Here is a 25,407-nt window from a genome sequence, read left to right as displayed (position 1 = left end):
GTAACTTGTTGTGTCACAACATGCGGATGTAGCGCAGCTGGTAGCGCATCACCTTGCCAAGGTGAGGGTCGCGGGTTCGAATCCCGTCATCCGCTCCACGATCGACCCCTGGGGCCGATCTGCACGACCCGCGCGATTAGCTCAGCGGGAGAGCGCTTCCCTGACACGGAAGAGGTCACTGGTTCAATCCCAGTATCGCGCACCACACCCGAAAGGCACCTCCGCTCGGAGGTGCCTTTCGGCGTTTCTCACCGTTTTCTACGGTTCGCCAGTTCGTGTTGCAGCCACCGGTAGGAGTCCTTCGGGGTGCGGGCGAGGGTGTCGTAGTCGACGTGGACGAGGCCGAAGCGTTCCCGGTATCCGGCGGCCCATTCGAAGTTGTCGAGGATCGACCACACGAAGTAGCCGCGGACGTCGACACCGGCATCCATCGCAGCGCGCACGGCGGCGAGATGATCGGCGTGGTAGGCGATGCGACGCTCGTCACGTACCCGGCCGGTGGTGTCGGGTGCGGCGTCGTGGAACGAGCAACCGCTCTCGGTGATGTGGACGGGCGGCAGTGCGGCACCGTAGCGGTCCCGGAAGGTCACGAGGATCTCCCGGAGTCCGTCGGGCACGATGGGCCAGCCGAAGTCGGTGCGCGGATATCCGTCCAGCGGTACCGGTGCGAACGGCATGCCGGGCGGCAGATCCACTTCGAGGACGCCGTCGGTGCCCTCCCCGTCGCGGGGTGCAGCGATCACCGTCGGCTCGTAGTAGTTGATGCCGAACCAGTCGAGGGGTTGCGCGATCACGGCGAGATCGTCGTCGACCGGACCGGTCAGCAGGGCCGCGAGTTCGTCGGCCGGGTATTTGCCGAGCAGGACCGGGTCGGCGAACGTCCAGTTCACGATGTGGTCGTAGATGTCGGCGGCCTCCACATCGGCGTCCGAGTCCGACGCCGCGTGCACGGGTGCGTGATTCGACGCGATGCCGATGTTCCCGCAGCCGGCGGCGCGCAGCGCCTGCACCGCCAGCCCGTGCCCGAGCAGTTGGTGGTGGGCGGCCTGCAGTGCTCCGAAACCGAGTTCGAGTCCGGGAGCGTGCACGCCGAGCGCGTGCCCGTAGAGGGTGTGGACGACGGGTTCGTTGAGCGGCATCCACATGCCGACGCGATCACCGAGCCGCTCCCCCACGATCGTCGCGTAGTCGGCGAGCCGCTGCGCCGTCGTCCGATTCAGCCAGCCGCCGTCGTCCTGCAGGGTCTGCGGCAGGTCCCAGTGGAACAGGGTGACTGCGGGAGCGATGCCGGCGGCGCACAGGTCGTCGATCAGCCGGTCGTAGAAGTCCAGGCCCGCCGCGTTGACCGCGCCGGCGCCGTCGGGCAGGATCCGCGGCCAGGCGATCGACAGCCGGTAGGCGTCGACGCCGAGGTCACGGATGAGGGCGACGTCCTCGCGGTGGCGGTGGTAGTGGTCGATTGCGACGTCCCCGGTCTCGCCGCCGACGATCTTGCCGGGGATGCGGCAGAACTCGTCCCAGATGGAGCGGCCGCGTCCGTCGGTGTCGACGGCTCCCTCGATCTGATAGGCCGCGGCCGCGACGCCGAACAGGAAATCGTCGGGAAACTCCGGAATCGAATGCTGTGCCGTCATGATGTGCAGTGAAGCAGAGAACGCCACGAAACGGAGCACAATATTGGACACTCGTCCAGTGATACGAAACACGGAAGTTCCCGGACGCGCCCGGATGTCGGCGTCCGTCGCCTTCGGTTTGCAGGGGTTCCTGCTGGCCGTGCTGCTCACCCAGCTCCCCCAGTTCAAGGAGGATCTCGGGTTCGGCGACACGTTGGTGGCGGCGACGGTCGTCGGCATCTCGGTCGTCGCGGGCGTCGGCAGTGTGCTGGCCGAGCAGCTCGCGAAGGCGATGTCGAGTCGGACGACGCTGCGGGTCGGCCTGTTCGTGATCGCCGCCGGTGGTGCCGTCATCGCGGTCGCGTCGTCGACGCCGGCGTTCCTGGCGGCGTTCGCGCTGTACGGTGTCGGCCTCGGCATCGTGGATGCGTCCGCGAACATGCAGGCGGTGTCGATCCAGCACGCGTACGGGCGGGTGATCCTGTCGTCGTTCCACGCGTCCTGGAGTGTCGGTGCGATCGTCGGTGCCGGATACGTTGCGGTGTGCTCGGCGCTGGAGCTGTCGGTCATGGTGTCGGTGATCGTGGCGGCCGTGCTGGTCGCCGCGGTGTGTGCGTGGATCGGGCCGCGGCTGCTGCGCACCGGACACGAGCGGGCTGCGACGTCGGCGACCGCGCCGCTGTCGGTACCGATGCGGCCCTTCCTCGCGCTCGGTGTCGCGATGCTGCTGTTCTATGCGATCGACTTCGGGATCGGCACGTACTCGCCGCTGTATCTCAAGGAGGTGTTGTTGTCGGACGCCGGTACCGCCGCCCTGGCGATGGGCGCCTACCAGGTGACGGCGCTGATCTCACGGTTGACCGGCGATCATTGGGTGCACCGGTTCGGGGAGATCGCGGTGGTGCGGGCCGGTGCGGCGATCAGTGTCGTCGGTCTGCTGACCGCGGTGCTCGCCCCGAACCCGGCCGTCGCGATCGTCGGCTTCTTCGTCGTGGGACTGGGTGCGCCGGTCATCGCGCCGCTCAGTTTCAGTGCCGCCGGACGATTGGCGCCGCCGGAGCAGACGGATGCCGTGGTCGCCCGGATCAACCTGTTCAACTATGCCGGCACGATCGTCGCGGGCGGGGTGATCGGTGGGGTCGCGGCGGTCACCGACCTGCGGATCGGGTTCGTGGTGCCGCTGCTGTTCGCGGTCGTCCTGTTCGCGCTGGCCCCGGCGTTCGCACCACGCCGCACCGGAGCGTCGGCCACAGATGATGTACTTACCGGGACCGACACCACCCTGCCCGAATCGACCCCGAGGTGACATCGTGACGATTTCCGTGGACCGTGCCGGACTGTGGGATGCGGAAGCGCTCGCCGACGTGGCCGCGGTGACCTTCCCGCTCGCGTGCCCACCGCATGCGACGCAGGAGGACATCGCGGCGTTCGTCGACGAGGTGCTGTCGGCGGAGAGGTTCAGCGAATACCTCACCGATCCGGCCCGGACGGTCCTGGAGGCGACGGCGGGCGGAGAGGTCGTCGGCTACGTGATGCTCGTCGAGGGCATGCCGGACGACCACGACATCCGGTCGGCGGTGTCGTTGCAGCCGACGATGGAGATCAGCAAGCTGTACGTGCTGCCGGACCGGCACGGGTCCGGGGTGTCGGCCGCCCTCATGGAGGCGGCGATCGCGCACGCCCGCGAGGCGGGCTGTGCCGGTGTGTGGCTCGGCGTCAACCAGGAGAACGTGCGGGCGCAGAAGTTCTACGCCAAGAACGGGTTCGAGAAGGTCGGGACGAAGACGTTCCGGGTGGGCAATCAGATCCACCACGACTTCGTGATGCAACGCAGCCTCTGAGCGGGGTCGCTCGGAGGCTGCGTCACAGTCACGCGGAATCGGGCGTCAGGACGACGCGGCGACCTCGAAACGGGAGAGCGCGAGCAGACGCGACGTGGCACGCAGGTACTTCTTGCGGTAGCCACCGGCGACCATCTCAGGGGTGAAGATCTCGTCGAGCTTCGCACCGGACACGGTGACCGGAATGCTGGCGTCGTACAGGCGGTCGGCGAGGACGACGAGGCGCAGCGCGACCGACTGGTCGGCGGCCGGGTGCACGCCCTTGATGAACACCGCCGGCACGCCCTCGATGAGCTTGCCGTACCGCGACGGGTGCAGCGTGCTCAGGTGCGCGCACAGCTCGTCGAAGTCGTCGAGCGTGGCACCGTCGATCGAGTCGGCGCGCTCGAGCAGGTCGGCGTCGTCGGTGGGCTCGGGCGCCGGCGGCAGGTCACGGTGCCGGTAGTCGGGGCCGTCGACGCGAATGGTCTCGAAGATCGAGCCGAGCTTCTTGATCTCGCGCAGGAAGTCCTGGGCGGCGAAGCGGCCCTCACCGAGCTGACCGGGCAGCGTGTTCGACGTGGCCACGATGGACACACCGCGCGCCGACAGCTCGGTCAGCAGCCGCGAGACGAGCATCGTGTCGCCCGGATCGTCGAGTTCGAACTCGTCGATGCACAGCACCGAATGGTTGGACAGTTCCTCGACGGCCTTGTTGAAGCCGAGCGCGCCGACGACGTGCGTCAGTTCGACGAACGTGCCGAACGCCTTGGGCGACGGGGAGCTGTGGAAGATCGAGGCGAGCAGGTGGGTCTTGCCGACACCGAAACCGCCGTCGAGGTAGAGACCGGCACCGGACTGCTGCGTCTTGCGTCCGAACAGGCCCCGCTTGCCGCCGCCGCGGATCTTGGTGACCTTCTGCGAGAACTCCTCCGCCTTGCGGACCGCGACCGCCTGGCTGGGCTCTTTGGGGTCGGGAATGTAGGACGCGAAGCTGACCTCGTCGAACATCGCCGGGGGCACCATTTGAGCAACCAACTGATCGGCCGGCACCACCGGGCTGCGATCGACAAGACGTGCATGCATGCATCGAGGGTATCGACGTGTTCTGATCGAACACGTGCAGCGCCTGGATTTTGCGACCTACTTCACAGGGAAAAGGGCCGACAACGGTCGACCCGTGCCACTCGACGACGAGGACCTGCGTTCACTGTACGGGTATCCGGCCGACCTCGACAGACCGTGGCTGCGGGTCAACTTCGTGTCCAGCATCGACGGCGCGGTGACCGCCGACGGGGCGAGCGCGGGCCTGGGGACTCCGGCGGACAAACGGGTGTTCGGGATCCTGCGGTCGTTGGCCGACGCGGTCGTCGTGGGCGCCGGCACGGCCCGCACCGAGGACTACGGGGGCGCCCGGATCACCGGCGCCGATCGGGACCTGCGCCGGGCCCGCGGGCAGTCGGAGGTGCCCCCGATCGTCGTGGTGACCGCGAGCGGACGGCTGGATCCGGCGTCGCGGCTGTTCACCGACACGGCCGTCGCACCGATCGTGCTGACGTCCACGCGAGCCGATGCCGGGCAGGCAGCGCGGCTGCGGGACGCGGGCGCGGACGTCGAGACGATCGCCGACACCGCGATCGGTGGGGCCGCACTGGTGGCTGCCCTGGAAGCGCGGGGGTTGCGGCGGGTGCTGTGCGAGGGCGGGCCCGGCCTGTTCGGGACGCTCCTCGCCGACGGCGTCGTCGACGAGCTGTGTCTGACGACGTCGCCGCAGTTGGTGGCAGGCGGCGCCGGCCGGATCGCGGTCTCCCCCGCCGCCTGTCCGACGCCGATGCGTCGCGTCCACGTCCTCGGTGACGACGACGGCACCCTGTTGACGCGGTGGGTGCGGGCGTCGGATGGGTGAGCGGGCTGGCAGGCTGTCGGGCATGCAGACGGGTGCGCGCAGGATCGGGGTGGCCGCGATCGCCGGCGTCGTACTCGCCGTCGGAACCGGCTGCGGGGTGGGTCCGTCGAGTCGGCCCGATGTGGCGATCGTCGAACACGACGGCGGGTCGACGCCCCGGACCAGCGAGGCGCCGGCAGCCCCCGAACTGCGGGCGCCGGTGCACGATCTCGCGTGGACGGACTGCACGTCCGATGCGCTGGCACCGCTCGGTGTCGGTCCCGGCCCGGACGGTCTCGTCCTCGAGTGCGCCACCTTCACCTCCCCTGTGGATCCCCTGTCGGCGGGTCCGGCCCGGTCGATCCAGGTGGGCGTCACCCGGGCGCGGCTGCCGCGGACACCGCTCGACGCCGCACCGCTCGTGCTCACCTCGGGGGCCGATCTGGCGTCGTCGAACACGCTCGCGGCGCTCGCGACGGGCCCCAGCGCGACACTGCTCGACCGGCAGCCGATCGTCGCGGTCGACCGGCGCGGTTTCGGGGCGTCGACGCCGATCGACTGCGGACCGACCGTGGACCGCCGCACCCTCGCCGACCTGGGTGAGGCCGATGCGGTCGCAGCGGCGGGCCGGGACGCGACGGTCGCGTGCACGGACGCGATGGCGCCGTATGCGCTGGCGTTCGACACCGCGCACGCCGCCGACGATCTCGAGCAGCTGCGCCGAATGTGGCAGGTCGACACGCTCGCCCTGCTGGGAACCGGCAACGGCGCGTCGGTCGCGCTGGCGTTCGCCGCGAAGTATCCGGAGCGGGTCGGACGGCTGGTCCTCGATTCCCCGGCGGCCGTCACGCTCGATGCCGCGTCGGCCACCGAGTCACGGACGGCCGGGCAGGAGGCGGCACTGGCCGCGTTCGCCCGCCGCTGCGCCGCCCTCGAGTGCTCCCTCGGCCCGGATCCGGTCGCGGCGATCACCGCGCTGCGGGACCGGGCGGCGGCCGGCGAACTGGGAACGGTGTCGCCTGGTGCGCTGTTGAACGCCCTTTCCGGTTTCCTGGGGTCGCCGCGTGGCGACCAGGCGGCGCGGGTCCGGGACCTGGCCGATGTGCTCGCGGCCGCCGACCGCGGCGACACGGTCCCACTGCAGGGGCTGATCGACGCGACCACGGCGGTCACCGGTTCCGACGGCCAGTTCGTGGCCCGTTGTTCGGACGGCCGGCAGTGGCCGGGTCCGGGACGCGTCGACCAGTTGCGGCAGGAGTGGGCGACGACGTACCCGGTGTTCGGGGAGGACGCCGCGCTGGGGCTGTTGCGGTGCGCCGCCTGGCCGGCGACGCCTCCGCCACCGCAGCCGGGCACCGTCCCGGTGCCGATCCTGGTGTTCGACGGTGCGGCGGACCCGGTCGTCGGCAACGCCGACCTCGCGACGTTCACGGGTGCGCTGACGCTCGCCGACGCGCCGTGGTCGCGGGTGACGTGGGAGGGTTTCGGTCATCCGGTGACGACGCATTCCGAATGCGCGCGCGGCCATCTGACCCGCTATCTCGACACCGCCGTGTTGCCGCCGAACGCAGGCGCCTGCCCGGCCTGAGCAGGACCGAGTCCGATTCGGGGGTTGTCCGGTGTACCGTGCCGTAGTGTTCCTTCGACGATTCGAGCCGCGTACCGGTCGCACCACCGCCGAGGTCGTGAACTTCGCCCTGTGGCCTCTCGCCGTGATGACGGTGATCCACCGGGTGGTCGTCCGGGCGGTCAACGGCGCCTACACCGACGACTATGCACCGGTCTATCAGGCGGCGCTGCGGTTCCTGAATCGTGAGGACGTCTACACCGCGAACTTCAATTCGGTGGATCCGCACTACCTGTATCCGCCGTCCGGCACGCTGTTGATGGCGCCGATCGCGATCCTCGACCCGGAGAAGTCGCGATGGCTGTTCATTCTGGTCAACGCGATCGCGGTGATCGCGGCCCTGTATCTGCTGCTCAAGATGTTCGGGCTCGCCCTGGACTCGGTGGCGGCGCCGATCCTGCTGTTCGCCGCGTTCTCCACCGAAACCGTCTCGAACACGCTGGTGTTCACGAACATCAACGGTCTCGTCCTGCTCGGCGAGGTCGCGTTCCTGTTCCTGTTGCTGCGCCGCCGCGACATGTGGTCCGGTGCCGCGATCGGTCTGACGTTCGCGGTGAAACCGATTCTGGCGCCGCTGCTGCTGCTGCCACTGGTGCGCGGCCAATGGAAGGTGTTCGTCACGGCCGCCGGTATCCCGCTGGTCCTCACGGCGATCGCGTGGCCGCTGGCGGCGGATCCGTGGGCGTTCGTCGAGCACACCCTGCCGTATCTGATGGAGTCGCGCGACTACTTCAACAGCGCGATCGTCGGCAACGGCACCTACTACGGTCTGCCGATCGCGCTGATCTGGGCGCTGCGCCTGGGCTTCATCGCGATGGTCGCGGTGTCGCTGTGGCTGCTGTACCGGTACTGCCGCCACGACGAACTGTTCTTCGTCACGACGGCGTCCGGTGTGCTCATGGCCGGCTCGTTCCTCATCGGGTCGCTGGGCCAGCTGTACTACTCGATGCTGTTGTTCCCGCTGATCATGACGGTGGTGCTGCGCAACTCGGTGCTCCGGAACTGGCCGGCGTGGCTCGCGATCTACGGCGTGTTCGCGGCCGACTCCTGGATCTCGAACCGGTTCCTCGAGGAGGGCCGCGCCGCCGAATACCTCAAGGGCACGATGGGCTGGAGTCTGCTGCTGATCGTGGTGTTCGCGGTCCTGACCAACCGGTATCTCACCGCGAAACGGGAAGGCCGCCTGGATCGCGGCATCGACCCGGATTTCCTCGTCACCGGTACGACGCCGGACCGGACTAGCGTGGACGCATGACTTCCGCACCCGACGCCGGCCTGCCCGAACCGACCGTCCGCCGCAACGACGGGGAATGGCGGGCGCAGTTGACGCCCGAGGAGTACCACGTGCTGCGGCAGGCCGGCACCGAACCACCGCACGTCGGCGAGTACACCGACACCACCATCGACGGCGTGTACACGTGCCGGGCGTGTGGCGCCGAACTGTTCCGCAGCAGCGAAAAGTTCGAGTCCCACTGCGGATGGCCGTCGTTCTTCGACCCCGCCGACACCGACGCCGTCCTCCTGCGCGCCGACAACTCCCTCGGCATGCACCGCGTCGAAGTCCTGTGCCGGGCCTGCCACAGCCACCTCGGCCACGTCTTCGAAGGCGAGGGCTACCCCACCCCCACCGACCAGCGGTACTGCATCAACAGCATCTCTCTGAGGCTCGAACCGGCCGACAGCTGACCGGTGGGCGTGTCGAGCGCGGTGTGATCGGTGTTCCCGCGCGCAGAATGACGTCCCGCGCGCACGATTGCGCATGCGGGACGTCATTCTGCGCGCAGCGCCTGTGCCGACGACATCGACAGCCGGAACCGGGCCGCCTCCCCTGCTACGGAGCCGTCGGTCGAGCCGGGGACCGCCCGCTACCTCGCGATCCGTCCGCGCGCCGCGAGCGAGTTGAGCACGGCCGCAGCCTGATCGGCGTCGTCGACGGTGACGGTGAATTTCGAGCCGTCTCCCCGGGTGATCCGCAGTGCGGCGCCGGGGCGGACGAGCAGTCCGACACCGTCGGGGCCGACCCGGTAGCCGATGCCGCCGTACCGGTTGATCAGCCCGATCTTCACGGCGTCGGCACGGGCGATCTCGTCGAGCGGGATGCGTCGTCGGCCGCCGGTGAGCACGTAACGGGTCTCGAGTCCACGGCCGTCGACGACGACGTGGACCGGTGCCAGCGTGACGCCGAGGAGCAGTGCCCCGACCACTCCGGTGACGAGCAGTTCCGGGCCCACCGTCCGCGACACCGCCAGCGCGAGAACCATCGGCAGCGCTGCGAGGCCGATCGCGGCCCAGCGCGGCAGCGCCGCCGACCCGGTCCACACGACGGCCTCGGTGTCCGCGATATCCAGGCGTGATGCGTTCGCCGGCGGCGGCGCCGCAGCCCGCACCGGCATGACCCGCCCGACCATCGGGAGGGCGGCGCACCCCGCAGCGATCCCGAGCACGACGGCCACGAGGGCCCACTGGAGACCGATGCTCGCGTCGGCGGCGTCCGCGAGGCCTCGCTGCGGGGCGAGCAGCACGACCGGCAACGCCGCGAGCGCTGTCCCGGTGCCCGACGCCACCGCCGCCCCGAACCGCCCGGCCCGTACGTCCCTGCGGGTGCATACCGCGATCACGCCGGCGAGCAGCAGCGCGAACAGCGGCCCGAACAGCGGCCACCACCGGACGGAGCCGGCCCCGGTGAATCCGTCGGCGACACCGCCGGACCCGAAGTGGACCGCCACCGGGTCGGGGAGTTCTGCCGACCACGCGCCGAGGACGACGACACCGATCACCGCCGCGACAACCGGCAGCGACACCGCCGCCACACCGCTTCGGACCCACGACACCTTCTGCACCACAACCGAATCGGTCATGTCATCTCCTTCTTCACCAGGTCGAGCAGGTCGGCCGTGCTCATGCCGTATCGGCGCGCCTCCGCCGCGGCCTCGCGGACGGCCGCGAGCACACGACCGCGAGCGGACGCGTCCCCCATCACGACGGCGCCGCGACCGCGACGCAGTTCGATCAGCCCCTCGTCGCGCAACTCCTGATAGCCGCGGAGCACGGTGTGCACGTTGACGTCCAGGGAAGCGGCCAGGTCTCGGGCCGACGGCAGGCGCTGCCCTGCCGCAACGGAGCCGTCGGCGATCGCGCCGCGCACCGACGCGGCGAACTGTTCGTACAGCGGAACCGCGGACGACGGATCGATTCGGATGAGCACACACCCACCCTATTGTTCTAGTTCAAATAGAACAAGTTAGATCGGTGGCTCGAACACCCGGATCGGCGGCAGATCCCCGTCGAACCGTTCGATCTGCACGAGGACGTGCTGTCCGGTGCAGCCGTGGGACAGCCCGGAACTGCCGACGTCGGCGGTAAGCACGTTCGGATTGCCGTGCACACACATCGAATCCGGATCTGCGGGGTCGAGCGGGTCGTACCAGGCGCCGGTGGCCAGTTGCACCACCGAGCACCGGACCCCGTCGTCGAGGACGGCCCCGGCCAGGCAGGCGCCGCGGTCGTTGAACACCCGCACCACGTCCCCGGCCCCGATACCGCGGGCGGCGGCGTCCGCGGGATGCATGCGGACCGGTTCACGCCCCCGGATCTTCGACGCCCGGCTCACCGCACCGTGGTCGAGCTGACCGTGCAGCCGAGTCTTCGGCTGGTTCGCGATCAGATGCAGCGGGAACCGGGACGCCCGCTCGCCGCCGAGCCATTCGTCGGGCTCGTACCAGCGTGGATGACCCCGGCAGTCGTCGTAACCGAAACCCTCGACGGTCGCGGAGAAGATCTCGATGCGTCCACTCGGGGTGCGCAGCGGACTGCCCACCGGATCGTCGCGGAAGTCAGCGAACAGGGTGAGCCGGTCCTCGGTGCGCATCCGCACGTGCCCGCGCCGCCGGAACTCGGCGTACGTCGGCGCCTCGAGATGCTGCGGGTCGGCGAGGACGAAGCCACGCCACTGCTCGTACAGGTGCTCGATCCACTGCCCCGCGGTGCGGCCCTCGGTGAACCGCTCCCCGAACCCGAGCCGGTACGCGAGCGCGGCGAACGTGTCGTAGTCGTCGCGGGCACCCGCGTACCGGGGCACCGCCTGCGTCATCGCGACGAGCAGCGGATCGTTGCGGCTGCACGCCAGGTCGTCACGTTCGAGGGACGTGGTGGACGGGACGACGATGTCGGCGTGGCGGGCCATCGGCGTCCAGTAAGGATCGTGCACGACGATCGTGTCGGGTCGGGCCAGCGCGCGTCGCAGCCGGCCGAGGTCCTGGTGGTGATGGAACGGATTTCCGCCCGCCCAGTACACGAGCCGGATGTCGGGGTAGGTGTGGCGTCGGCCGTCGTAGTCGAACTCCTCCCCCGGACGCAGCAGCAGATCCGAGATCGCCGCGGCCGGGATGAAATCGGGCACCGGGTTGCTGCCCTGGAACAGAGTGGGCAGCGGATACGGCACCGGTCCGAGGCCGGGCTCGTTCATCGAGCCGTAACCGTGGCCGAATCCGCCTCCGGGAACACCGATCTGCCCGAGCATCGCAGCGAGGGTGATGCCCGCCCACGGCGCCTGTTCGCCGTGCCGGACGCGTTGCAGCGACCACGTGACGGTGACCATCGTGCGGCCGGCAGCCATCCGCCGCGCCAAAGCCACGATCGTCTCGGCCGGTATCCCGGACAGCGCCGACGCCCACCCCGGGGTCTTCGCGATCCCGTCGTCGCCACCGAACAGATAGTTCTCGAACCGCTCGTAGCCGACGCAGTAGCGAGCGAGGAAACCCTTGTCGTGCAACCCTTCCGACGCGAGGACATGCGCGAGGGCGAGCATGATCGCGACATCGGTCCCGGGAACCGGGGCGAGCCACTCGTACTCACCGTGCAGGTCGTCGCGCAGCGGGCTGATCGACACCAGCCGCCCGCCGCGGGCACGAAGCCGGTCGAGTGCACCACGGGTGGGATGGGCGCTGGTGCCACCGGATGCGACGGCGGTGTTCTTGACCGGGATACCGCCGAAACACACCATCAGATCGGTGTTCTCGGCGATAACGGTCCAGTCGGTGGCGCGGGCGAACAGTTTCCAGTGGGCGCCGACGACGTGCGGCATGATCACACCGGTCGCGCCGATCGAATAGTTCTGCACCGAGCCGGTGTAGCCGCCGAGCAGGTTGAGGAACCGGTGGATCTGGCTCTGCGCGTGATGGAATCGCCCGGCGCTGGCCCATCCGTAGGAGCCGCCGAAGATCGCCCGGTTGCCGTGCTCGTCGACGACACGCCGCAATTCGCGTGCGAGCAGGTCGTGCAGTTCGTTCCACGACACGGGCACGAACTCGTCGGCGCCCCGGGCGTCCGACGGGCCGGGACCGTTCTCGAGCCAGCCGCAACGCACGGCCGGGCCGGTGATACGGGTGCGGGACCGTACTGATCCGGGCAGGTTCCCCAGGATCGGTGACGGGTCCTCATCGCCCGCATACGGATGGACCGCGGTGACGTCACCGTCGGATGCCTCGACCTCGAACATGCCCCAGTGCGCCATCTGCTGGTACCGCGAAGTCACGGTCCCAGTCTGCCAGCGGACTCAGGGCACGAGGAAGACGCCCGTGCCGGCGACGGCCTGGTCGCGCGCCGTCATGGATGCGGTTACGAACCCGGCCCCTGTGAAGACGCTCGCCGAACCGTCGGCGGGGATGTCCAGTACTCCCGATGCGCCGGTCCCGGCGTTCCACCAGTGCACCCGGATATTCCACCAGCTCAACGCGGGGGGAAGCCTCTCACCGGGTGGCACGACCCGAAAGGTGACGAGCCCAGGTGTCTCTCCGGTGATCGCGACCGGAGTGTAGGAGCAGAACGTGTGGATCCCACTGCACGCCCAGATGCCGGTGTTCACCACGAGCGGTATCTGAAAGGTGTTCACCGTGGGCGCAGCCGAGGCCTGGGCGTTCGGCACCGTCACGAGACCGACTGCCACGCCGACCGTCAGAACAGCGGCGCCGATGAGCTGTTGTGGACTCCGCATCGCACTGTCCTCGAGGTCGTTGCCGGGCAACTCGGGTCTGCTGTCGTAGGTTCAGGCTACCTGGGGCGTTGCGGTACGGCTTTCTCTTTCTCGCAGTGCGTACGACCGGAAGCCACTGGTCGCCGCAGCGTTCTCGACGACTCCCCGGTATCGCGGGAGTTCGGAAGAGCCCGAACCGGGAGAGTCAGGTGACCCGACGATCTACCGGGGTCCGATCGGTCGGCCCATCAGGATGTCACCCATTCCCAGGGTGGTCGACACGTAGGTCTCCAGGGCGCCGGGCGCTTGCAGGGTCGAGGTCAGGGTTTGCGTGTTGCAACCCGGCGCGCTCGGTACGCCACCGATCCTGTCGCCCAGCCAGTTCAACGCGTCCGCGGCGCCGGTCACGATGAGCGTGGCGTGCAGGCTGATCTCGTCTCGGCGGTAGGTGAGCGGAGTGCCGCCCGCGCAGTAGGTGTCGGCCAGCTGATCGACGGTGGCGATCGGAACGATCTCGTCGTTCACGCCGCTGTACAGATATACGGGTGCCGTGGGTGCAGTGCCGCCGAGTGTGGTCTCCGCGACGGCGGCGGCAATCGCCGGCACCTGCAACAGTTCCGTCAACGGGACCGTCCAGTAGCCGGTGTTGTCGCGAAAGAGGTTGGTGGCAATCGTCGACGCCAGGCACTGATCAGCTGGAGCGGCCAACGCCGCGCGGCCCTCCGGAGTGAGGCGTGCATCGATCTCACGTGCTGCGTCGGGGAAGATCTCCCGTGTCGATGCGAGGACCATTGTCTGCAGTCCAGCCCAGGGCGTTCCATTGAGACGATGGACGACCGCTGCAGGATCCGGCGACGGCGAGCCCAGAGCGAATCCTCGTACGTTCAGCTCCGGCGCGTATGTCGGCTGCACCTGCGCAGCCCATGCGGACGCGAGCCCGCCGCCCGAGTAGCCCCACAGTCCGACCGGAGTCTGTGCCCCGGAGAGTCCGAGCGGAGCGAACTGCTCCGCGGCCCGGATGCCGTCGAGCGCTACATAACCGGGCTCTCGTGGAGTGCCCACACGCGGTGCGGGACCTTCGTGATCGGGAACCGAGACCGCCCAGCCTCGTTGGAGAGCCTGACCGACGAAGGTCATCTGTCCCTGAGTGGTGAACGCCTCGAGTCCGGATCCGGGCTGCATGGCGACCGAGGCCGCACAGCCGGGATCGATACTGTCCGTTGCCATCTGATACGACAGCAACGGGCGTCCACCGGCGGGCGGTGCGCCGGCAGGCAGTATCACGGTGGTCACGCTCGCCATGGGGCTGCCCGCGAGATCCGTTGTCCGGTAGAGAAGTTGCCATGCCTGCGCGTTGAACGGCAACGCCGAGTACGACGCCAGTTGCACGGGCCGGTCGCGGAGGATGGTTCCGGGAGCCGTCGACTCGAATCCGTCCGGTGCACGATAGAAGTCGTCGACAGCCGGCTGCACCGGAGCGGCACCCGCGAGTACGGGAGGTGTGACCGCACCACCCCACACCGCCACCAAAGTCGAAAACGCCCCCACTGCCGCCAAGATCCTCGATCTGCGCATGGGTCGCAGCGTAGCCACCCGGGGACCGGTTCCAGGGTGTTTCGCACGATGATCGCTGTCGAGCCCAGCCGTGTCGCGCCGAGCATGTAGGTGTGCACCGACCGGGTGCAGCCGCCCAGGGCCTTCTCAGGTTCGTGCCCCAGCGCACTGCCGCAGGTGTCGGCGGCCGCGACTATCGTGCGAGGTGTACCTGCGACGACGGGAGACCCGATCGTGTGTGGACGGTATGCGAGCACCACGAGCGACGAGGACCTGCGCTCACTGTTCGATGCAACCGAATCGGTCGGCGCCGAACTGTCGCCGTCGTACAACGTCGCCCCCACCCAGCAGGTGCGCGTCGTGCTCGAGCGGGCACCGCGGGACGAGCCGAACGCGGACCCCGAACGACAACTGCGGACCGTCAAGTGGGGGCTGGTCCCGGCGTGGTCGAAGGATTCGAAGATCGGATCGAGGCTGGTCAACGCTCGCTCCGAAACGATCACCGAGAAGCCCTCGTTCCGAACCGCTGCCGCGAAGCGGCGCTGCATCATCCCCGCCGACGGGTACTTCGAGTGGATGAAGAACGACGAGGGCAAGAAGATCCCCTACTTCCTCCACGGCGACGACCCGGTCCTCGCGATGGCCGGCCTCTACGAGCTGTGGCCGGACCCGTCCAAGAGCGAGGACGACCCGGACCGCTGGCTGTGGACGACTACCGTGCTGACGACACAGGCCACCGATGCGACCGGCCACATCCACGACCGCTCCCCGGTGATCCTGCCGGCGTCGTTCTGGGAGCATTGGCTCGACCCGACGCTCACCGACAAGGACGATGTCCAGGCGATGGTGAACTCCATCCCCGAACCCCGGCTGCACCCCTACGAGGTGAGCACCGCGGTCAACAACGTCAGGAACAACGATCCGGGCCTGCTCGATCCCGCCGACACCTGACGGACTCCCCAGTTCATGCCGTTCTTCGGCGAGCGCAGCCACTCGCCCCCCCAGTTCGGAAATTCGACGTTTTCCGTCCAATGCAGAGATTTCCCTCGATCGAGGTCGCGGAGGGCCACTCCACGAACACCCTCCTCTTCCACCGCCTGTGCATATCGATCGCTTTTCGATAGCATTCCATCGTTTAACGATGCAAGGGAGCGTTGGATGAGTAGCTGGGCAATTCGAGCATTGAGGGTGGTCATCGCCATCGCATTGGCCGGGTCCGTCGTGGTTCAGGTGATGATGGTGGCCCTGCTGTGGCTGGGCACCGACCAAGCGCCCACCGGAATCGACGTGTCCCTCGTGGCGATCGGTGTCCTCGGAGTCGGCACCCTGCAGGTCGTTGCCGTCTGCATCTGGCGGTTGTCGACCATGGTCGGCCGCGGCACGGTCTTCTCCCCGGCAGCCTTCCGCTACGTCGACATCGTCATCGGCGCGATCGCCACCGCATCGGTGCTGACGTTCGGTTTCGCGGTAGTGGCCCGGTTCGCCAACCACGCCACACCCGACGACGAGATCGCTCCCGGTTTCGTGGCGCTGATCTGCGGGTGCAGCCTGGTGATCGCCGGCGTGGCGCTCGTCGTCCACGTGATGAGGACGCTGCTCGCCCAGGCGGTCGCGTTGGACTCGAAGGCGAAGTACCTCGAGTCCGAACTCGACGAGGTGATCTGATGCCCATCATCGTCGACATCGACGTGATGCTCGCCAAGCGCAAGATGGCGGTCGGCACGCTCGCCGACCGGATCGGCATCACCCCCGCCAATCTCGCAGTCCTGAAAAACGGCCGCGCCAAGGCAGTGCGATTCACCACCTTGGCCATGTTGTGCCGCGTACTCGACTGCCAGCCGGGAGATCTCCTGCGATGGGAACCCGACGAGGACACGGACACTGCTACCACAACGGAGCGACAGGTCCAGGCGTGAACGAAGAAGCGGACACCGACGAGCGCCGCGGTACACACGACCCACCCCGCACCTGTCCGGTGCGGGGTGTGGTCGCGGCGGATCAGGGAAGTTCGGTGATCAGTTGTTCGACGCTCACCCGCGGGCCGGAGAAGAACGGGGTCTCCTCACGCACGTGCATGCGGGCCTCGGTGGCGCGCAGGTCGCGCATGAGGTCGACGATGCGGTCCATGGCGGGCGCCTCGAACGCGAGGATCCACTCGTAGTCGCCGAGCGCGAACGACGGCACCGTGTTGGCGCGCACGTCCGGGTAGTCGCGGGCTTCCTTGCCGTGGTCGGCGAGCATCTTGCGGCGCTCGGCGTCGGGCAGCAGGTACCACTCGTAGGAGCGCACGAACGGGTAGACGCAGATGTAGTCGCCCGGCTCCTCGCCCGCGACGAACGCCGGCAGGTGGCTCTTGTTGAACTCGGCGGGGCGGTGCAGGCAGACGTTGGACCACACCGGGTCGCTGGACTGGCCGAGGTCGGTGGTGCGGCGGAAGTCCTTGTACAGCTTCTGCAGGTCCTCGAGCCGCTCGGCGTGCGTCCAGATCATGTAGTCGGCGTCGGCGCGCAGGCCGGCGACGTCGTAGATGCCGCGCAGTTCGACGTCGGTGTCGGTGTACGAGTCGAAGAAGTCCTGCGCGTTCTTCACCGCGGCGGCGCGGTCCTCACCGAGGACACCGGGCTGCACCTGGAACACCGAGAACATGCCGTAGCGGAGGGTGGAGTTGAGTTTGTCGTAATCGAGGCGTGCCATGGCCTCATCCTGCCACTCGCGTCGCCAGCCGGGTCGCGGCCGTCGTCCCCGACGCAACGCACGCCGGAACCCCGACTCCGCGCAGGTAGGCGCCCGCGACCTCGAGTCCCTCGACGTCCGCGGCCGCCGCCTCGATCGCGGCAACCCGGTCGAGGTGACCGGGCGCGTACTGCGGCAGGCCGTCGTGCCAGCGCTGCACGAACGCGTCCACCGGTTCCGCACGTATACCGGTGACGACCTCGAGGTCGGCGCGGGCCCGGGCGATCAGGTCGGCGTCGGGCAGGTCGACGACGGCGGCGTCGCCGAAGCGTCCGTACGACGCCCGCAGCAGGGTGACGTCCCGGTCGGCGAGGTGCGGCCACTTGCGGCCGGACAGCGTGAAGGCCTTGGCGCCCAATGCTTCTCCGGTCGCGACGAGGATGCCGGAGTTGTCGGGCAGGGCGGCACCGGAAGGCAGTGCGAGCGCCACCACGGCCGACGACGCGAGTGCGATACCGGAGGCCGCGTCGGCGAGGGCGGGTGCGGCGTCGGCGACCAGCTCCACCAGCTGTGGCGCCGGCACGGCGAGGACGACGCCGTCGACACGGCCGACAGGGTCGAGCCACCAGCCGTCGCCGTCCCGCCGCAGCCCGGACGCCGGGATGCCCGACAGCACCCGGGGCCGGGCGGCGTCGTGCAGGGCGTCGAGCAGCGTGCCGTAGCCGCCGCGCAGCGCCCCGAACACGGGTCCGGGTGCGGGAGTGGGCAGGGCCGCGGCGACGGCCGCAGTGAGGCTGGCCGCCCCGGCATCGAGGGCGGCGGCCAGGGTCGGGACCGCGGCCCGCACCCCGATCGATTCGGCCAGGCCCGAGTACACGCCGCCGAGCAGCGGGTCGACGCTGCGCCGTACCACCTGCTCGCCGAACCGGGACCCGACCAGCGCGGCCACCGACATGTCGGACGCGGTGTCCCAGGTCAGCGGCACGGACGGTTCGGCGGCGATGCGGGCGCAGGTGGCCTCGTCGACGAGTCCGGCGACGGATTCGGCGGTCGACGGGATACCCATGAGTGTGCGCGCCGGCAGCGGGTGCAGGCTGCCCTGCGACCAGATCAGCGGCTGCCGGCCTGCCGGATACACCAGCTCGTCGGACAGGCCGAGTTCGGCGATCAGGTCGGACACCTCGGGCCGGCGGGCGAGGAACGCCTCGGCCCCGACGTCGACCGGTCCGCCACCGAGCGGCACCGTCCGCAGTTTGCCGCCGAGCCGCGTCCCGGCCTCGACGAGGGTGATGTCGATGCCGCCGCCGAGTTGCTGCCGCAGCCGGTGGGCGGCGACGAGACCCGTGATGCCGCCGCCGACGACCGCGACCCGCCGGACCGTCACAGCGAGTGCACCAACTCCACGACGTCGGTCAGTACCGCCGGATCGGTGTCCGGCATGACGCCGTGGCCGAGGTTGAAGATGTGCCCGGTCGCGCCGGCGGCGAGGGCGGCGTCGGCCTCCCGGCAGATGCGCCGGACCTGGGTTTCGACGGCGTCCCGGCCGGCGAACAGCACGGCCGGATCGAGGTTGCCCTGCAGCGCCTTGCCCGGTCCGATGCGGCGGGCCGCGACGTCGAGGGGGATGCGCCAGTCGACGCCGACGACGTCCGCACCGGCCTCCCCCATCGCGCCGAGTAGTTCCCCGGTCCCGACGCCGAAGTGGATGCGGGGCACGCCCGCGGACGCGACCTCCGCGAACACCCGCTCGGAGTGCGGGAACACGAATTCGCGGTACTCGGCGAGGGACAGTGCCCCGGCCCACGAGTCGAACAGCTGCACCGCGTCGACACCGGCGTGCAACTGCGCCTGCAGGAACGCGATCGTGATGTCGGTGATGTGCCCGAGCAGGGTGTGCCACGTCTTCGGGTCGGCGTGCATGAGCGCCTTGGTGCGCTCGTGGTTGCGGCTCGGGCCGCCCTCGACGAGGTACGACGCGAGCGTGAACGGGGCACCGGCGAAACCGATCAGCGGGGTGTCGCCGAGTTCGGCCGTCAGCAGCCGCACGGCCCGCGCGACGGCGCCGACCTCGTCGGGCACGAGCCGGGGCAGCGCGTCGACGTCGGCGACGCTGCGCACCGGGTCCGCGACGACCGGGCCGACGCCGGCGACGATGTCGAGATCGATGCCGGCGGCCTTCAGGGGAACGACGATGTCGGAGAACAGGATCGCCGCGTCCACCTTGTGCCGGCGCACGGGCTGCATCGTGATCTCGCAGACCAGTTCGGGGTCGAAGCACGATTCGAGCATGCCGATTCCGGCACGGATCTCCCGGTATTCGGGCAGCGACCGTCCGGCTTGCCGCATGAACCACACGGGGCGGTGCTTCGGGGTGCGGCCCGTGGCCGCTGCCAGCAACGGGGCGTCGTCGAGGACCCGCCGGGACGGGTAGTCGACGCGCCCGGGCATACCTGCATTCGTATCTTCCAAGCCGCTCACGCGGTTCATGCTGCCATGGTCGGCCCAGAAGGGAGAATCGGCGCGCCTCCCCCGGCCTACCAGGTACGGCGTCTACCGTCCGCAGGTGTGACGACCCCGGGAGCAACCGACGAACCTGCCGTGTTCCGCGCCGCTGTCGACACGATGCGGGCGGCCGTCGCCCATCCCGGCATCGAGGTCGGTCCGATCCGGCCGCCGCGGCGTCTCGCCCCCTTCAGTTACGCGTTGGGCGCCGAGGTGCGCCACCCGGACGGCGGTGGTGCCGGCGACAACACCGTGCCCGAACATTCCGACAGCGACGCGTTCGGGCGGCTGATCCTGCTGCACGACCCGGACGGTCACGACACATGGCACGGCACGATGCGGCTCGTCGCGTACATCCAGGCCGACGTCGAGTCGGCTCTGGCCGCCGATCCGCTGCTGCCGGAGGTCGCGTGGAGCTGGCTGGTCGACACGCTCGCCGATCGGACCGACGACGTGGTCGCCCTGGGCGGCACCGTGACGGCGACCAGTTCGGTGCGGTTCGGTGACATCGCCGGCCCGTCGCGCGCCCACCAGCTCGAGGTGCGGGCGTCGTGGACACCGACGTCGTCCCCACCGGCGTTGGCCGCGCACGTCGAAGCGTTCTGCGACGTCCTCGCGTACGCGGCCGGGCTGCCCCCGGCCGGGATCACCCGGCTGGCGAACCCCTAGCCGACGTTCTCCGTCTCCTCCACTTCCTCCACGACCTCGCTGTCCATCCGGTCCGCCTGCTGCCGCGCCCGCGTCCAGTCCAGGAAGTCGGCGGCCGCCTGGACGACGGCGGACGACCGGAGCGACGGGAAGATGTCGAACGCGTGCTGGGCGCCGCGCAGTTCCGCGTAGGCGACGGGGTTCTCGGACACCTCCCGCAGCCTGCGGACGAACTCGCGTGCCTCGGCGACCGGAATGAACGAGTCGCTGGTGCCGTGCACGACGAAGAACGGGGGCGCGTCGGCGCGCAGGTGGCACAGCGGGGACGCGGCCTCGTAGTCCTGTGGGAATCGTGCCGCCTTGCCGAGCACCATCGGCATCAGCCCGGACTCGACGCGCAGGCGGGTGGCCTTGATCCCGGTCTCGCCGGTGAAGTCGTAGACGCCGTAGTGCGGCACGCACGCCTGGATCGACGTGTCGGCGTCCTCGAAGCCGGGCTGCAGGTCGGGGTCGTCGGCGGTGAGGGCGAGCATCGCGGCGAGGTGGCCGCCCGCGGAGCCTCCGGTGACGGCGACGAAACTCGGGTCGCCGCCGTAGTTCGCGGCGTTGTCCCGTAGCCACGCGACCGCCCGTTTGACGGCGATCAGGTGGGCCGGCCACACGGCTTTCGGGGACAGCGGGTAGTTGATCGCGACGCACACCCAGCCACGGGACGCCATCTCCATCATGAGCGGGATGCCCTGATCGTTCTTGCTGCCGAACACCCAGCCGCCGCCGTGGATCTGCAGCAGGATCGGCGCGTTCGCGGGGGTGTCACGGCGGTGGTAGACGTCGAGCCGGAAGCGGCGGCCGCCCGGCGCGTACGCGAGGTCACGGACCCGGACGACGTCGTCGCGGCGCATCCGGAACGGTGTCGCGAACTGCCGCCAGGGGATCCGGACGGGGGCGACAGGTCCGTCGTGTCCGGCGACGCTGCGGTAGTCGGCGCCGAGTGCTTCCGTCAGCGCGGTCTCGGCCTCGTGGCGGGCGCTGCGGGACTCGGCGATCACGGCGGCGAGGCCGGCGACCGACAGGCCGGCGAGCGCGAGCCCGGCCGCGTCGCCGGGGGTGCGTATGCCGCGCCGGGCGACGCGTTGCGCCGCATCGGCCGCGGTCGCGGCGAGCAACTGCGGAGCAAGTTCCGTGGTGAGCCATCCGGACAGGAAAGCGGGAACCGACAGCGGCATGCCCGGAATCGGACGAAGCGCATTTACCGTCGCACCGAGAGTTGCTATTTGCCGGAACAAGAACGCGTTACCGATGGTCATAAACACATTCAAGCATGACTTTTGTCACACCGCACGCGTGAAGTTAGAACAGGTTCTACCGTTAGCTGCATGGAGAGACTCAGTGGGATGGACGCCAGCTTCCTGTACCTCGAAACCCCGACACAGATGCTGCACGTGTGCGGCCTGATCATCCTGGACAGCTCCACCGTCCCAGGTGGTTACTCCTTCGCGAAGCTCCGCGACGAACTCGCGGCCCGCGTGAAGGCCATGCCCAGCTTCAAGCGCCGCCTCGCGGACAGCCGGTTCAACCTGGACCACCCGGTGTGGGTCGACGACACCGACTTCGACATCGACCGGCACTTCCACCGCATCGCCGTCCCCGCCCCCGGCGGCCGGGACGAGCTGTCGGAGCTGTGCAGCTCGATCGCCAGCCAGCCGATGGACCGGTCCCGGCCACTGTGGGACATGTACGTCATCGAGGGCCTCGAGGACGGCTCGGTCGCAGTGATGTCGAAGATGCACCACGCCAACGTCGACGGCGTCACCGGCTCCAACCTGATGTCTCAGCTGTGCGGCCTCGAACCCGACGCCCCGCGCCCGGTTTTCGACGAGCTGCCCGAGGGTGCGGGCCGGGCGTCGTCACTCGACATCGCGCTCGGCGGGCTGATGTCGTTCGCGTCGCGGCCGCTCAAGATGGCGAAGCTGCTGCCCGAGAGTGTGACGCTGCCGTTCCGGTGGATCGGCCGCGCCCGCAAGGGTGAGGCGATGCCGACGCCGTTCACGGCGCCGCGCACGTCGTTCAACGGTGCGATCACCGGCCGCCGGACCCTCGCCTACAAGGAACTGAGCCTCGACGACGTCAAGCTGGTCAAGAACGCGTTCGGGGTGAAGGTGAACGACGTCGTGCTGACGCTGTGCGGTGGCGCACTGCGCACGTACCTCGAGGATCGCAACGAGCTGCCCGACAGCTCACTGGTCGCGACGGTCCCGGTGTCGGTGCACGACAAGTCGGATCGCCCCGGCACCAACCAGATTTCGGTGATGTTCACCCAGCTCGGCACCGACATCGCCGATCCGGTGGAGCGGCTGAAGTTCATCGCCGAGCACAACGCGATCAACAAGAACCATCACGCCGAGGCCCTGGGCGCGACCCTGCTGCAGGACTGGGCCCAGTTCGCGGCGCCGGCGACGTTCGGCAGCGCGATGCGCGTGTACTCCAAGCTCAAGCTCGCCGAGCGTCACCCGGTCGTGCACAACCTGGTGGTCTCGAACGTGCCGGGCCCGCCGATACCGCTGTACTTCCTGGGCGCGCGGATCAAGCAGATGTACCCGCTCGGACCGGTGTTCCACGGCGCCGGCCTCAACGTGACGGTGATGTCGCTCGAGGGCCGCCTGGACGTCGGCCTGGTCTCGTGCAAGGAACTTGCCCCGCGTCTGTGGGATCTCGCGGACGCGTTCCCCGAAGCCCTGGAGGAACTGGTCACGGCCGCACGCGCGCAAGCACCGAAGCAGAAGCAGCCAGCAGCCCCTCGGTGAACGGTCCCGCGTCCATGACGCATGCGGAGTGACCGCAGTTCACTTCGTACGTTGCGGCGCCGGCGATCTGGCGGGCGAGCCAGCGCTGGCGCCGTGGCGGGATGATGAGGTCCTTGGTGGGCACCACGACGGCGGTGGGGACGTCGATGTCGCTCACCCACGCGGTGGAGTCGAATTTGCCGATCTCGGCGGTCGCCCGCCCGATCGCGCCGTAACTGGTCTCCCGGAACTGGGAGTACGCCCACACCCGGTCGCCGCCGAGGCGCGGCGCACCCACCGGGACCGGACCGGGACGAGGCTTGAGCGCGCCGAGTCCGACGCTGAGCGACTCGAGTGCGACCCGTTCCCGGGAGTTCCGCTTGAAGTGTGCGGCACCGGCGCACAGCACCAGACCCGCGACCCGGTCCCGGTGGCGCTTCCAGACCAGCTGCGAGACAAGCGACCCCATCGAGTAGCCGACCGGTACGACGCGGTCGATGCCGAGCACGTCGGCGAGCGCGGCGACATCGTCGGCGCAGTCCTCGAGCGTGAACCGCTCCGACCGGATGCCCCGGCCGTGCCAGCGCTGGTCGAGCACCACGACGCGCGCCTTCTCGGCGAGTGCGTCGATCACCGGGTACCACGTGAGCGTGCCGGTGCAGGCCAGTGCGTGCAGCAGCACGAGCGTGGGCCGGTCGTCGGGGACCGAGCCGGCACCGGTGTCGATGACGTAGGTGCTGCCGCGACCGGGCAGTTCCACCATCGACCCGGTCGGCAGTGCACCGACGGGGGCCACGGCGGCCGCGAGGTTGAGCATCGAATCACCTTCCGGTTCGACGGTCCGGTGGCACCGTCGCGATATCCACGGCACTCCTCGGAGTGCTGTCGGTCACTTGTCCAACATTTGACACAATTGCCGGAATTCGGCCATATGTCAACGGGTGGCGCCGGTTTCGTCACCGGCGCGGACGGCCCCGGGCGGACCCCGGACGGACTCCGTACGGTCGGGGACACCGAGCCTCGGGCACGTAGAGTTCTGCCCTATGTCAGAGTCCACCGAGCCTTCCCCCGAACGCGTGCCCGAATCCACCCCCACCGCGGTCCCCCTGCTGGTTCCGGCCGACGGGGTGCCGCCGGTGATCGAGACCGCCGCAGGAGTGCGCGACGCCGCCGAGCGCCTGGCCGCGGGATCGGGGCCGCTCGCTGTGGACGCCGAACGGGCGTCCGGGTTCCGGTACTCGTCGCGCGCCTACCTGGTGCAGTTGCGGCGCGCGGGCGCCGGGTCGTTCCTGCTGGACCCGATCCCCACCGCCGGGGAGCTCGCGCCGTTGGCCGACGCGATGAACGGCCTCGAGTGGGTGCTGCACTCGGCCGATCAGGATCTGCCGTGCCTGGCCGAGTTGGGTCTCGGGCCCGCCGCACTGTTCGATACCGAATTGGCCGGGCGTCTGGCCGGTTTCGAGCGAGTCGGGCTGGCGGCGATCGTCGAACGCACCCTGGGCCTGGAACTGCGCAAGGGGCACGGGGCCGCGGACTGGTCCACCCGTCCGCTGCCGGACGCATGGCTCAACTATGCCGCCCTCGACGTCGAGGTGCTGCTCGAGCTGCGCGAGGCGATGGCGAGCGAGCTTGCCGCGCAAGGAAAAACGGAATGGGCCGCGCAGGAGTTCGAGCACGTGCGGCTGGCCGGGCCGCCGCAGCCCAAACCGGACCGGTGGCGTCGGACGTCGCAGATCCACAGCCTCAAGAGCCCACGCCAGCTGGCGGCGGTGCGCGAACTGTGGACGGCGCGTGACGAGATCGCCGCCCGTCGGGACATCTCACCGAGCCGGATCCTGCCGGATTCGGCGATCGTCGCGGCCGCGACCGCCGATCCCCGGAGCATCGAGTCGTTGCGGAAGCTGCCGGTGTTCGGGGGTCCGCGGCAGCGCCGCTCGTCGCGGGTGTGGTTGTCGGCGCTCGAGCGGGCGCGCGTACTGCCGGATGCCGAGTTGCCGCCGGTGACCCAGCCCTTCACCGGTCCCCCGCCGGCGAGCCGGTGGGCACGGAAGGACCCGGAGGCCGCGGCTCGGTTGACGGCCGCGAAGGCGGGTCTCACCGAGCTGAGCGAACGGGTGCACGTGCCGGTGGAGAATCTGCTCAGCCCGGATCTGGTGCGCCGGGTGTGCTGGGATGCGCCCGCGTCGGTCGAGGACGTGCTGACCGCCGGTGGTGCTCGCCCCTGGCAGCGCGAACTGGTCGGTCCGATTCTCGTGGAAGCACTGCGCGCGCAGCCCTGACCTGCGGCGAAAGCCTCGCGATCACCCCGTATGTTACTGGCGGGTAATCAGG

At 69.5% G+C, this 25,407-nt stretch carries 24 protein-coding genes and 2 tRNA genes; 14 read left to right on the top strand and 12 right to left on the bottom strand.

The window, feature by feature from the left end; all coding sequences use genetic code 11:
• Positions 1-22: 22 nt before the first annotated feature.
• Together Q5696_RS09190 and Q5696_RS09185 are read left to right on the top strand one after the other, a co-directional pair.
• A tRNA-Gly gene (locus tag Q5696_RS09190) sits at positions 23-98 on the top strand.
• A 32-nt stretch (positions 99-130) separates the two neighbouring features.
• Positions 131-205: transfer RNA gene (locus Q5696_RS09185), tRNA-Val, on the top strand.
• Positions 206-248: 43 nt separating this feature from the next.
• Here Q5696_RS09185 and Q5696_RS09180 read toward each other — a convergent pair.
• Positions 249-1,634, bottom strand: a complete 1,386-nt coding sequence (locus Q5696_RS09180) for a GH1 family beta-glucosidase (protein WP_305094860.1) — start codon at positions 1,632-1,634, stop codon at positions 249-251.
• 94 nt (positions 1,635-1,728) lie between these two features.
• Here Q5696_RS09180 and Q5696_RS09175 point away from each other — a divergent pair, with 94 nt between their 5' ends.
• On the top strand, positions 1,729-2,919 hold the full coding sequence (locus Q5696_RS09175) for an MFS transporter (RefSeq protein ID WP_305095207.1): 1,191 nt from the start codon (positions 1,729-1,731) through the stop codon (positions 2,917-2,919).
• Positions 2,920-2,923: 4 nt separating this feature from the next.
• The gene (locus Q5696_RS09170) at positions 2,924-3,454 is read left to right on the top strand and encodes a GNAT family N-acetyltransferase (protein ID WP_305094859.1); all 531 of its coding nucleotides are present in this window, start codon (positions 2,924-2,926) and stop codon (positions 3,452-3,454) included.
• A 45-nt stretch (positions 3,455-3,499) separates the two neighbouring features.
• Here Q5696_RS09170 and zapE read toward each other — a convergent pair whose 3' ends face one another.
• Positions 3,500-4,519, bottom strand: a complete 1,020-nt coding sequence (gene zapE, locus Q5696_RS09165) for a cell division protein ZapE (RefSeq protein WP_305094858.1) — start codon at positions 4,517-4,519, stop codon at positions 3,500-3,502.
• 34 nt (positions 4,520-4,553) lie between these two features.
• Here zapE and Q5696_RS09160 point away from each other — a divergent pair, with 34 nt between their 5' ends.
• From Q5696_RS09160 to msrB, 4 genes are read left to right on the top strand one after another with little or no spacing between them, the layout of a single operon-like run.
• Positions 4,554-5,339, top strand: a complete 786-nt coding sequence (locus Q5696_RS09160; protein ID WP_370654888.1) for a pyrimidine reductase family protein — start codon at positions 4,554-4,556, stop codon at positions 5,337-5,339.
• 22 nt (positions 5,340-5,361) lie between these two features.
• Positions 5,362-6,906 carry an alpha/beta hydrolase gene (locus tag Q5696_RS09155; protein ID WP_305094857.1) on the top strand — a complete coding sequence of 515 codons (1,545 nt, stop codon included), beginning with the start codon at positions 5,362-5,364 and terminating at the stop codon, positions 6,904-6,906.
• 46 nt (positions 6,907-6,952) lie between these two features.
• The gene (locus tag Q5696_RS09150) at positions 6,953-8,200 is read left to right on the top strand and encodes a glycosyltransferase family 87 protein (protein WP_305094856.1); all 1,248 of its coding nucleotides are present in this window, start codon (positions 6,953-6,955) and stop codon (positions 8,198-8,200) included.
• Positions 8,197-8,631, top strand: a complete 435-nt coding sequence (gene msrB, locus Q5696_RS09145) for a peptide-methionine (R)-S-oxide reductase MsrB (protein ID WP_305094855.1) — start codon at positions 8,197-8,199, stop codon at positions 8,629-8,631. Before Q5696_RS09150 ends, msrB begins: the two co-directional genes overlap by 4 nt.
• Positions 8,632-8,810: 179 nt before the next feature.
• On the opposite strand, the gene Q5696_RS09140 is transcribed toward msrB, so the two are convergent.
• The 5 genes from Q5696_RS09140 to Q5696_RS09120 all read right to left on the bottom strand — a co-directional run bounded on the left by Q5696_RS09140 (position 8,811) and on the right by Q5696_RS09120 (position 14,491).
• Positions 8,811-9,803 (bottom strand): SdpI family protein, encoded by a 993-nt coding sequence (locus Q5696_RS09140; RefSeq protein ID WP_305094854.1) that lies wholly within the window; start codon positions 9,801-9,803, stop codon positions 8,811-8,813.
• Positions 9,800-10,150 (bottom strand): GntR family transcriptional regulator, encoded by a 351-nt coding sequence (locus Q5696_RS09135; RefSeq protein ID WP_305094853.1) that lies wholly within the window; start codon positions 10,148-10,150, stop codon positions 9,800-9,802. The genes Q5696_RS09140 and Q5696_RS09135 overlap by 4 nt, the downstream gene beginning before the upstream one ends.
• Positions 10,151-10,186: 36 nt before the next feature.
• Positions 10,187-12,457 carry a molybdopterin-dependent oxidoreductase gene (locus Q5696_RS09130; RefSeq protein ID WP_305095205.1) on the bottom strand — a complete coding sequence of 757 codons (2,271 nt, stop codon included), beginning with the start codon at positions 12,455-12,457 and terminating at the stop codon, positions 10,187-10,189.
• A gap of 42 nt (positions 12,458-12,499) precedes the next feature.
• Entirely contained in the window at positions 12,500-12,967 is a 468-nt protein-coding gene (locus Q5696_RS09125) for a hypothetical protein (RefSeq protein WP_305094852.1), read from the bottom strand.
• A 171-nt stretch (positions 12,968-13,138) separates the two neighbouring features.
• Positions 13,139-14,491 (bottom strand): lipase family protein, encoded by a 1,353-nt coding sequence (locus tag Q5696_RS09120; protein ID WP_305094851.1) that lies wholly within the window; start codon positions 14,489-14,491, stop codon positions 13,139-13,141.
• A 213-nt stretch (positions 14,492-14,704) separates the two neighbouring features.
• Between Q5696_RS09120 and Q5696_RS09115 the strand changes: the two genes are divergently transcribed.
• The 3 genes from Q5696_RS09115 to Q5696_RS09105 all read left to right on the top strand — a co-directional run bounded on the left by Q5696_RS09115 (position 14,705) and on the right by Q5696_RS09105 (position 16,386).
• The gene (locus tag Q5696_RS09115; protein ID WP_305094850.1) at positions 14,705-15,421 is read left to right on the top strand and encodes an SOS response-associated peptidase; all 717 of its coding nucleotides are present in this window, start codon (positions 14,705-14,707) and stop codon (positions 15,419-15,421) included.
• Positions 15,422-15,628: 207 nt separating this feature from the next.
• Positions 15,629-16,135 (top strand): DUF2975 domain-containing protein, encoded by a 507-nt coding sequence (locus Q5696_RS09110; RefSeq protein ID WP_305094849.1) that lies wholly within the window; start codon positions 15,629-15,631, stop codon positions 16,133-16,135.
• On the top strand, positions 16,135-16,386 hold the full coding sequence (locus Q5696_RS09105; RefSeq protein ID WP_305094848.1) for a helix-turn-helix domain-containing protein: 252 nt from the start codon (positions 16,135-16,137) through the stop codon (positions 16,384-16,386). Before Q5696_RS09110 ends, Q5696_RS09105 begins: the two co-directional genes overlap by 1 nt.
• 82 nt (positions 16,387-16,468) lie before the next feature.
• Here the strand turns inward: Q5696_RS09105 and hemQ are convergent, their stop codons facing one another.
• From hemQ to hemE, 3 genes are read right to left on the bottom strand one after another with little or no spacing between them, the layout of a single operon-like run.
• Entirely contained in the window at positions 16,469-17,164 is a 696-nt protein-coding gene (gene hemQ / locus Q5696_RS09100) for a hydrogen peroxide-dependent heme synthase (RefSeq protein WP_305094847.1), read from the bottom strand.
• Between the two features lie 4 nt (positions 17,165-17,168).
• On the bottom strand, positions 17,169-18,527 hold the full coding sequence (locus Q5696_RS09095) for a protoporphyrinogen oxidase (RefSeq protein WP_305094846.1): 1,359 nt from the start codon (positions 18,525-18,527) through the stop codon (positions 17,169-17,171).
• The gene (gene hemE / locus Q5696_RS09090) at positions 18,524-19,591 is read right to left on the bottom strand and encodes a uroporphyrinogen decarboxylase (RefSeq protein ID WP_305095204.1); all 1,068 of its coding nucleotides are present in this window, start codon (positions 19,589-19,591) and stop codon (positions 18,524-18,526) included. Before hemE ends, Q5696_RS09095 begins: the two co-directional genes overlap by 4 nt.
• 117 nt (positions 19,592-19,708) lie before the next feature.
• On the opposite strand from hemE, the gene Q5696_RS09085 reads away from it, so the two are divergent.
• A complete protein-coding gene (locus tag Q5696_RS09085; protein ID WP_305094845.1) occupies positions 19,709-20,314 on the top strand; it encodes a DUF3000 domain-containing protein in 606 nt (201 codons plus the stop codon).
• Here Q5696_RS09085 and Q5696_RS09080 read toward each other — a convergent pair.
• Positions 20,311-21,594 carry an alpha/beta hydrolase fold domain-containing protein gene (locus tag Q5696_RS09080; RefSeq protein WP_514131068.1) on the bottom strand — a complete coding sequence of 428 codons (1,284 nt, stop codon included), beginning with the start codon at positions 21,592-21,594 and terminating at the stop codon, positions 20,311-20,313. The two genes, Q5696_RS09085 and Q5696_RS09080, sit on opposite strands and share 4 nt — an antisense overlap.
• 75 nt (positions 21,595-21,669) lie before the next feature.
• Here Q5696_RS09080 and Q5696_RS09075 point away from each other — a divergent pair, with 75 nt between their 5' ends.
• Positions 21,670-23,097, top strand: a complete 1,428-nt coding sequence (locus tag Q5696_RS09075) for a WS/DGAT/MGAT family O-acyltransferase (RefSeq protein WP_305094843.1) — start codon at positions 21,670-21,672, stop codon at positions 23,095-23,097.
• Here the strand turns inward: Q5696_RS09075 and Q5696_RS09070 are convergent.
• A complete protein-coding gene (locus Q5696_RS09070; protein ID WP_305094842.1) occupies positions 23,042-23,893 on the bottom strand; it encodes an alpha/beta fold hydrolase in 852 nt (283 codons plus the stop codon). The two genes, Q5696_RS09075 and Q5696_RS09070, sit on opposite strands and share 56 nt — an antisense overlap.
• 226 nt (positions 23,894-24,119) lie before the next feature.
• Between Q5696_RS09070 and Q5696_RS09065 the strand changes: the two genes are divergently transcribed.
• Positions 24,120-25,355: an HRDC domain-containing protein gene (locus Q5696_RS09065; protein ID WP_305094841.1), complete on the top strand. Its 1,236-nt coding sequence runs from the start codon at positions 24,120-24,122 to the stop codon at positions 25,353-25,355.
• Positions 25,356-25,407 lie beyond the last annotated feature (52 nt).

Source organism: Prescottella sp. R16 (assembly GCF_030656875.1).
Classification (GTDB): Bacteria; Actinomycetota; Actinomycetes; order Mycobacteriales; family Mycobacteriaceae; genus Prescottella.
The sequence above is the reverse complement of the archived record's forward strand: the minus strand, read 5'-3'. Positions and strand labels throughout refer to the sequence as shown.